At 28.1% G+C, this 8,331-nt stretch carries 9 protein-coding genes and 2 tRNA genes; 6 read left to right on the top strand and 5 right to left on the bottom strand.

Annotation, left to right across the window (positions count from 1 at the left end; genetic code table 11):
* The first annotated feature begins 29 nt into the window (after nucleotides 1-29).
* The gene (locus AJ936_RS01735) at nucleotides 30-317 is read left to right on the top strand and encodes a hypothetical protein (RefSeq protein WP_172671472.1); all 288 of its coding nucleotides are present in this window, start codon (nucleotides 30-32) and stop codon (nucleotides 315-317) included.
* A gap of 130 nt (nucleotides 318-447) precedes the next feature.
* On the opposite strand, the gene AJ936_RS10505 is transcribed toward AJ936_RS01735, so the two are convergent.
* Nucleotides 448-804 carry a site-specific integrase gene (locus AJ936_RS10505; protein WP_148116010.1) on the bottom strand — a complete coding sequence of 119 codons (357 nt, stop codon included), beginning with the start codon at nucleotides 802-804 and terminating at the stop codon, nucleotides 448-450.
* 697 nt (nucleotides 805-1,501) lie between these two features.
* Between AJ936_RS10505 and AJ936_RS10500 the strand changes: the two genes are divergently transcribed.
* The 5 genes from AJ936_RS10500 to AJ936_RS01715 all read left to right on the top strand — a co-directional run bounded on the left by AJ936_RS10500 (nucleotide 1,502) and on the right by AJ936_RS01715 (nucleotide 4,129).
* On the top strand, nucleotides 1,502-2,020 hold the full coding sequence (locus tag AJ936_RS10500; protein ID WP_250602279.1) for a hypothetical protein: 519 nt from the start codon (nucleotides 1,502-1,504) through the stop codon (nucleotides 2,018-2,020).
* Nucleotides 1,995-2,357 carry a 3'-5' exonuclease gene (locus AJ936_RS10495; RefSeq protein WP_250540854.1) on the top strand — a complete coding sequence of 121 codons (363 nt, stop codon included), beginning with the start codon at nucleotides 1,995-1,997 and terminating at the stop codon, nucleotides 2,355-2,357. The genes AJ936_RS10500 and AJ936_RS10495 overlap by 26 nt, the downstream gene beginning before the upstream one ends.
* A gap of 16 nt (nucleotides 2,358-2,373) precedes the next feature.
* Nucleotides 2,374-2,613: a helix-turn-helix domain-containing protein gene (locus AJ936_RS01720; protein ID WP_044780280.1), complete on the top strand. Its 240-nt coding sequence runs from the start codon at nucleotides 2,374-2,376 to the stop codon at nucleotides 2,611-2,613.
* Nucleotides 2,606-2,767, top strand: coding sequence for a helix-turn-helix domain-containing protein (locus tag AJ936_RS10255; protein ID WP_153882520.1), 162 nt, complete (start codon nucleotides 2,606-2,608; stop codon nucleotides 2,765-2,767). The genes AJ936_RS01720 and AJ936_RS10255 overlap by 8 nt, the downstream gene beginning before the upstream one ends.
* Nucleotides 2,768-3,217: 450 nt before the next feature.
* Nucleotides 3,218-4,129, top strand: coding sequence for an AEC family transporter (locus tag AJ936_RS01715; protein WP_070273991.1), 912 nt, complete (start codon nucleotides 3,218-3,220; stop codon nucleotides 4,127-4,129).
* A 7-nt stretch (nucleotides 4,130-4,136) separates the two neighbouring features.
* On the opposite strand, the gene AJ936_RS01710 is transcribed toward AJ936_RS01715, so the two are convergent.
* The 4 genes from AJ936_RS01710 to AJ936_RS01695 form a co-directional block, all read right to left on the bottom strand.
* Entirely contained in the window at nucleotides 4,137-7,649 is a 3,513-nt protein-coding gene (locus tag AJ936_RS01710; protein ID WP_070273990.1) for an acyl-[ACP]--phospholipid O-acyltransferase, read from the bottom strand.
* A 24-nt stretch (nucleotides 7,650-7,673) separates the two neighbouring features.
* Nucleotides 7,674-8,060 (bottom strand): hypothetical protein, encoded by a 387-nt coding sequence (locus AJ936_RS01705; RefSeq protein WP_044779481.1) that lies wholly within the window; start codon nucleotides 8,058-8,060, stop codon nucleotides 7,674-7,676.
* 66 nt (nucleotides 8,061-8,126) lie between these two features.
* Nucleotides 8,127-8,203, bottom strand: a tRNA-Asp gene (locus AJ936_RS01700).
* 51 nt (nucleotides 8,204-8,254) lie between these two features.
* A tRNA-Val gene (locus AJ936_RS01695) sits at nucleotides 8,255-8,330 on the bottom strand.
* Nucleotide 8,331: the final 1 nt, after the last annotated feature.

Here is an 8,331-nt window from a genome sequence, read left to right as displayed (position 1 = left end):
TTGAAAATAAAGAAAATAGAGAAAAACTCATAAAAACCCTAATAATACACTTAAATTCTTATTTAGAGGCTGAAAGTAATCTACAAAAAATCAAGATTTTAGTCAAAATATATCAAAATTTACAAAAATGTAGCCGAACTCCTGTTCTTATTGACATAGAAGAACTTGAATTTAACAAAGAAGACATTTTCGAAGAATTATTTTATGCTTTAGGCGGTTTAGGAGGTATGTATTCCGTAGAAATAATACAATCAAGAATTGCAAATTTCATCAAAATACTTGGCGGAGAACCTAAACTTTTATTAGAACAATTTTAAACACATAGACTTCTTCTTGAAGTCTATGCAAATACTCAATTTTAGAAAAATTAATTATTCAATAACGCAGCTTTTATTGTATCATTTGTTGCTTTGGCATATATAGCAGTAGTATTTAGTTTTGCATGTCTTAGAATTCCACAAGGTTTGTTCCTTTGGCTGTTAATCTCATGGCTAAAGTGTGTCTAAGCAAATGAAGTCCTTTTTTGCTGATCAAAGCTTTAGCGTAAATATTATTTACAATCAAAAAAGCATTGCTTCTATTTAAATGTTTTCCTGTGCTAGTTTGCATTATGTAATCACTATCTTGGATATTTTCTTTAAAATATTCAAGCTCATCATCTACTTCTTCTTTTTTAATAAATGCAAATTGTTCTTTACCGCCCTTGCCTATTATGGATATTTTTAATATTTCATCATCAACCTCTTCAAAATCACAAAGTTTTACATTTAAAGCTTCAGAAATTCTAAGTCCTCCATAAAGCATAAGTTTTTTCTAAAACTATTGTAAACTTCTTTTTTGCTTTTTCTTTCTCTAAAACATTATTTAGCCTTATAATTTCATTTTCATTAAGATAATTTAATTTTCTTCTGATTTTTCTGTTCTAAATCTAATTTTCTTCATATCAAAGGAAAAAACAAACAAATCATCATTATTATCGCTTATAAAAGAAAAAAAGCTAGTTAATACTCTCAAATAAGTTATTTTTGTTTTTTTTGATAGTTTATTGCCATTTTTTGAATTATTTTCTAAATAATTAAGAAAATTGACTAAAAAAGTCGTTTTTATATCGTTTATTTGCATTTCATCTTGATAATCTAAAGAATATTCTACAAGATCTAAAAATACACCTATAAAACAATAAAGTGTTCTTTAAATATATATTATCTATATAAATAAAATTTCATATAATCCACATACAACATCAGAAATTGATAATAAATATTTATCTTGATTTATCTTATTGATGTTTTTAAGTTTTATTCCAACAATTTCATAAAACTTTAGTTTTATTGTATTTAATTTATCTTCAGTGTAAAAAATTTATATTTTGCAATTAGTCCTTCAAACAATTTTATAGATGTAAAATCTATATTTTCAAGTTCTTTACTATACAAATAATTATTTATAACTTCTTTTAATTCAACTTACAAAACCAAAGCTAGAATATGATTTTATTTTAGTGGATGAAGCACAGGATATCAACGCTTGTGTTATCGACATTGTTCTTAACCAAAAGCAAGCTAAAAAAGTTTTTATAGGAGATACATTCCGAAGCATTTATAAATTCAGAGGTGCTGTAAATTCCTTAGAAGTATTAGCATCTATGCCAAAATCTCATATTTTATATCTAACTCAAAGCTTTAGATGCCCACAAAGCATAGCTACTATTGCCAATTCTTATTTGGGAATTTTAAATGCCCCAAGAGATTTTAAAGGAACGCTAAAACCAAGAAAGGGAAATGATGAAAATGAAGCAAAAGCTATAATATGTAGAACCAATGCTAAACTATTTGATATAGCAGTAAAAAATTTGAATAAAAAATTATTTTTTGTGGGAGGGGTGAATAGTTATAGTTTTGATGAGTTATTAGACATACAAAATCTTCTGTTTAAAAAACACAAATATATCAAAAATCAGTTTATTGCAAAATTTGCCGACTTAAAAGAACTTCTTGAATATATCAACGAAACTAACTAAAGAGGTTGACTTAAAACAAAAAATATTTGTTCTTTTTAAATATGTGCATAGCGATATTATAAAGCTTATTAAAGATATTGAAAAAAGTTGTGTTAAAAAACAAGAACAAGCTGATTTGATATTAAGTACAGGACACAAGAGCAAAGGTTTAGAGTGGAATAATGTTGAAATTATTGATGATTTTTTAAACATCAAGCAAGAACTTGAAGAAAGAGAACAAATTACCATAGCAAAAGAAGAATTAAATCTTTTGTATGTGGCAGTTACAAGAGCTAAAAATTCTTTAAACATTAACAAAGATTATTTGCTTGAAAAAGATTTTATAGAAAAAAATTAGAAAGGATAACAATAGAATGAAAATAATTAAAAAACTACAAGAAGATGGAAGCTTTAAAGAGCAAACTTATTATTCTGTCGATGAAGTTGCAAAAATGTACTCTGTAACCCATACAACAGTTCGTGTATGGAACTCAAGAGGTGTTCTAAAAAGCTTTAAATTAGAAAAAGGTTATTACATATCAAAAGAAACCATTCTCGATTTTCAGAAAATAGAAGACCCCCCCCCCAAAAAAAAGGAGAGGAAAAATGGTTGAAAAATATTATAATAGAGAAGAAATAGCAAAGATGCTTAATGTAAATATCCTAACAATTAGAAATTGGGTTAAGTCAGGATATATTAAGGAATATAAAATTAGTACAAATGTAAGAAAACCATTATATAATCTTGAAGAAATTGAAAAAAATTAAACTCCAATTCAAACAATATATAACAATCAATCACTCGCCTATGCTCTCGCTTCTTTTAGCGGGAGCGGTATATATTCAATCAACTCTTTAATATACACTTTTAAATACAATGGTAAAAATATTAAAAAAATAGGAATAAACATAATGTTTATAATTTTCCTAACTTTTATCCTAACTTTTTATTTTTATGCTATTTATAAATATTGTATAGTAGTGTTTTTATTAGCATTATTCAAATCTCGCTAACCGCACCATTATTTAAAATTATAATCATTCAACTTAAAATACCAACTATTCAAAATCAAATTTCAACTTACAATTTCTTAAAGTTACAAAAAATAAAAAATATTGGTTTTTTTAAAAAACTTAAAAAATATTAAGATTTTTTTTAAGTATAAAGAATATAATTCTATCCGTTTTCAAAAACCATCCCTTAAAAAGGATTATTCAATGTTTGTTTTTATACCATTATTTACAATTTTTATTTTACTTGCAGGCGGATATTTTGCCAAAAGAATTGGCGTTTTAAAGCAAAAACAAGCTAGGACTTTTTTAGATTTTGCTATTATTTTTGCTTTACCTTGTTTGATTTTCGATAAAGCATATCATTTAAATTTTGATTTTTCATTGATTATTTTTATTTTTATTGGATTGTTTAGCTGTATACTAGCAGCTTTTTTTGCTATTCTTATTGGAAAAGTTTTTCATTTTTCTAAAGTAACTTTAGTCAGTATGTTTTTGCTTTCTTGTTTTGGAAATACTATATTTGTGGGTATGCCTATTGTTGCTGGTATATTTAATGACCCACAATTTAGCGCTGAAGTTATATTTTACGATGCTTTAGCCACAACTTTACCTATATCACTTTTTGGACCTTTTATACTTTCTTTGGGAAATGGAGAAAAAGTCAGTTTACTTGCTAATGTTAAAAAAATTCTTAGTTTTCCACCTTTTTTAGCTTTGCTTTTTGGTTTTTTGTGCAAATTAATTACTTTACCTGAATTTATTTTCTCTCCTATTCGTTTATTTGGCGCTTCTGCAACCCCTGTTGCACTTTTTGCCATAGGTTTAGGACTTGGCTTTATGGCGATTAAAACCTCTTACAAACCTACAGTAATTGTCATCTTTGCTAAAATGATTTTAGCTCCTTTATTTTTTGTATTTTATTTAAAAATATTTAATTTAGAATTAAAAAATTCTACCATTGTTGCTATTATAGAAAGCGCAGCTCCTACTATGACCTTAGCAGGAGCTATGGTAATGAAAGCTAAACTAGATAGCAATTTAGCCGTAAGTGCTGTAGCCTTTGGAGTTCTTTTTGCTTTTGTTTCTATGCCAATTTTAATTTGGGCTTTGTTATAAGCTCAAATTATATGGCTAAATTTTTAGCTAATTCTTTAACTTTTTTAAGATCAACTTTTCCTGAACCTAGGAGGGGAATTTTTTCTATTTGAAAATAATATCTAGGTTTAAAAAGTGTAGGTATATTAGAATTTTTTATAGCCTCACATACTCTTTCAAAAATTTCATTATTACATTCTATGAGTAAAGCAATTTGTTCCCCTTTTTTCTCATCTTCTAAAGATGTAGCACAAAATTTAACCACTTCAGTGTCTATAAATTTGGCAATTTCTTCTTCTATTGCACCCAAAGAAATCATCTCTCCGCCAATTTTTGCAAAGCGAGAATAACGATCGATAATATATAAAAAACCATCTTCATCCAAATGTCCCTTATCTCCCGTGTTGTACCATCTTATGCCATCAATTTCTTTAATAACTTCATCGGTTTTTTCTTTGTTATTAAGATAGCCTACCATAACTTGATGACCGCCTATAAGTATGAGTCCATCTTCATTTGTTTTTAAATTTTCATAATTATTTGGATCAACAATACGTACCGCAGTTCCAGGTAGAGGCATTCCTACACTTCCTTCTTTATTGGCACGATGTATAAGCCAATAATCCGCATCAAAACGATTTGGTAAATTTACACTCGCTACAGGTGTAGTTTCCGTAGCTCCATAACCTTCAAAAATGCTTTTTTTAAACTTCATTTCAAAAGCAGTTCTTACTTCATTTTTTAGTTTTTCAGCACCTGATACAACTATTCTTAAGCTTTCAAACATTAAAGCATCAAGTTTTTTATTTCTTGCATAAATTCCTAAAAAGGTTGAAGTTCCACACATAATAGTGACATTATTTTTAGCAACAGTTTTGGCAACCCCTAAGGCATCAGTTGGATCTGCAAAAGTGATACTTTTAATACCTTCAAGCAAAGGCAAAAATGTAGTTACGGTAAGTCCAAAAGCATGAAAAGGTGGTAAAGATGAGAGAATGACATCATTGTTTCTTGTGCAAAGCACATCAGAAATTTGTGCTATATTGCTTAAAATATTACGGTTATTGAGCATAACACCTTTTGGAGAACCCTCACTTCCGCTACTAAACAAAATAGCTGCGATGGCAAGATTGTTTTTTGAAGGAGTGAAGATGCTTTTGAGTATAAAACTAGGTATAATACTAACTGCTAACATCATGCTAAAAATTTTAGTTTTTTGCATTTTAAAATCTTCTACAATATCTTCAAAATAAATTAAATGTATATTTGTATCGAAATTTAGGTTTATACCTTTATTTGCTAATTTTTCTAAAAAAGTTTTAGAAGTATAAATTTGTGAAATTTGCGCATTTTTTATAGCTGCTTTTAGAGCTTTTTCTCCAGCCGTAAAATTAAGATTTACTGCAATTTTTTCTGCGATTAAAACAGATAGATTGGTTAAAGAACTTGCAAAAGAAGCAGGTAATAAAATTCCTATAGCTTCCTCTTTAGGAGCGTAACTTCCACGCCGAGGGTTAATATTTAATTCTTTGGATTTTCTTTTAATAAAAAAATTAAGAATTAAACTAAGACTCAACATTTTTCTATAAGAAATATCTCCAGCTAGTGTATCGATAATAGCTATTTGATTTAGATTTTTTTTAGCTGTATCTATCCAAGCTCTTGCTATAGTATGCATAGCTTCGCATTGTGATTTCCAAGCCATAAAAGAAAGTTCAAAAACTTTAGCTTTAACTTCATCTTTTTTAGAATGCAAAGGCATAGCTTTACCAAAAGCTATAGCAATTTTTCTTTTATTTAAAGTGCGGTTTCTTGCTGAAAATTCTTCATCGCTTCTTGAAAAAGCACTACCCCAAAGTCCTCTTATATAAAAAGGAATAATTTTTCCATCATCTTCGCTTAAATATTCACAAGCTAATTCAAATCCTGCTTTAAATTCATTTAATTGTCCATGTCTTGAAAGCGTACCTTCAGGAAATAAGCAAACTAAATTACCTTCTTTGATATGCTTTGCTATCAGTTCTAAACTCGTCTTACTTCCTGTACTTGATACAGGAATAATACCAAATTTATCAAGAAAAATTTTAATATACCATTTAGAATAAATACTTCTTTCCATAACAAAATAAATTTTTCTTGGAATTGCCATTTGTACAACAGCCCAATCAATAAAAGAAATATGATTACCCAAAAGCAAAGCTCCGCCTTTTTCTGGTATATTTTCAAAACCTTCTACAAGTAAGCGGTATCGTTGTAAAAAAGCTATGCTTAAAAGTATACGCACTAAAGAAAAGGGAAGTTTTAAAAGTATATAAAAACTTCCTATAAAGGTTACTAAAGTAATAAAATAAAACAAATAAACTACATTGATTTCAAATTTTGCAAATAAAGTTGCTAAGAGTAAAAATCCTAACATGGCAATATTTTGAAAAAAATTATTTCCTGCAAGAATTTGCCCCAATTCATTTTCTTTGGCATGAAACTGGATTAAAGTATTTAAAGGAACGATAAAAAGAGCTCCACAAAATCCAAAAAAGAAAAATAAAAAACTATAACTTAATAAACTTATAAAATAAGGCATTAAAAAAGCCATTAAAAACATACCCAATGCACCAAGTGGAATAAGTCCAAGTTCTATATAATTTTTTGAAAATTTACCAGCTACTAAAGAGCCTAAAATCACTCCTATACCAGAAAAAGCGAGTGAAATTTGCACATAAAAAGTATTTTCTATGAAAAGTTCATTTTTGACAAAGACAGGAAAGCTAACAAGATAAAGTTGAGATATAGCCCAAAAAAATGAAATTCCTATTATGCAAAGCCAAATAGTTTTATTTTTAAAAACAAGCTTAAGATTATTTATTAGAAGTTTTCCATGAATATAGTCTTTTTTATTAAAAACTAAATCTTTATTTGTTTGTTTGAGCTTAGGTAAACGCCACGCAAAAAATACTTCGATACAAGAAAATAAAATTAGCACAATTCCTAAAGGCGCTACTTCTTTTAAAATTTCATCTGTTTGATTATACGTAGAGCTATAAAGACTTTCAAAACTTAAAGAAAATAAAGCCATTCCTGCTAAGATTGCCATAATGCTTACTGCATTAATTACACCATTGCCCATAGCAAGAAAGTCTTTTCCTACAAGTTCTTTGATAAAACCGTATTTGCTTGGTGAATAAATCGCTGCTTGTGCTCCCATTATAAAAGTAAAAATAAAAGCCATCCAAAAAGCACCGCTATAGTAACAAATGCAAATTATTAAAGTGAGTATAACATTGAAAATTGCTGAAATTTTCATTACAATATTTTTTGGATATTTATCCGCTAAAAAACCCGAGGGAGAAAGCATAAGAATAAAAGGAAGTAAAATCAAAGCATTAACTATAGCATTTAAAAATAACTGCTCGCTTCCTTCATAGGCCTTATAAATAGTATTTTGAATAATAATTTTATGTCCCAAATCCACAAAAGCATTGATGAATGCTATAAGTAAAAAAGGAATTAATCCGTAAATTTTCAAAAAAGATTTTTTTTGCATTATTTAAACCTCGTCAATTAGCACTTATTTTACAAATTTAGGAAAATTATCTATATTATCTTTTAAAATAATTCCATCGATTTTTAATTTATAAAATTTTTTAAAATTCTCTAATTTATCAACAATCATTAAAACCCTACTATCAAAAACATAAAATTCTGCAACCTTGCTAGCAAATTTTGCAAGTTTTTTATCATTGCATAGCAAAAATTTAGCTCCTAAAGCATTGGCTAAAAATATCTCGTCTTTATTTTGCACTAAAATAGCAAATTCAAAATCATTTTGACTTAAATAAGAAATCAATTTTTCATCATAAACAATACAATAAACTTTATTGTCTTTAACTTCTTCAACACTTTCAATAAAGGAAAAATCTAAATTTTTTAATAATTTATGTCCAATAATAAGCATTTTTTTCCTTAGCTCTATTTTTTATTATTTTGCAAATTATACTTATAAAATTGTTACCAAGCAAGATGGCGCAGCGGACGGGGCTCGAACCCGCGACCTCCGCCGTGACAGGGCGGCATTCTAACCAGCTGAACTACCGCTGCATCCAAAGTAAAGAAGTAGAGATTATAAAACCTATTTATGATTTTATAAAATGGTGGTCACTATAAGACTCGAACTTATGACATCCACCTTGTAAGGGTGGCGCTCTACCAACTGAGCTAAGCGACCT

Origin of the sequence: Campylobacter sp. BCW_6877 (assembly GCF_001762445.1) — a bacterium.
GTDB classification, from domain to species: Bacteria; Campylobacterota; Campylobacteria; order Campylobacterales; family Campylobacteraceae; genus Campylobacter_D; species Campylobacter_D jejuni.
This window is presented reverse-complemented; position numbering and strand designations above follow the sequence as displayed.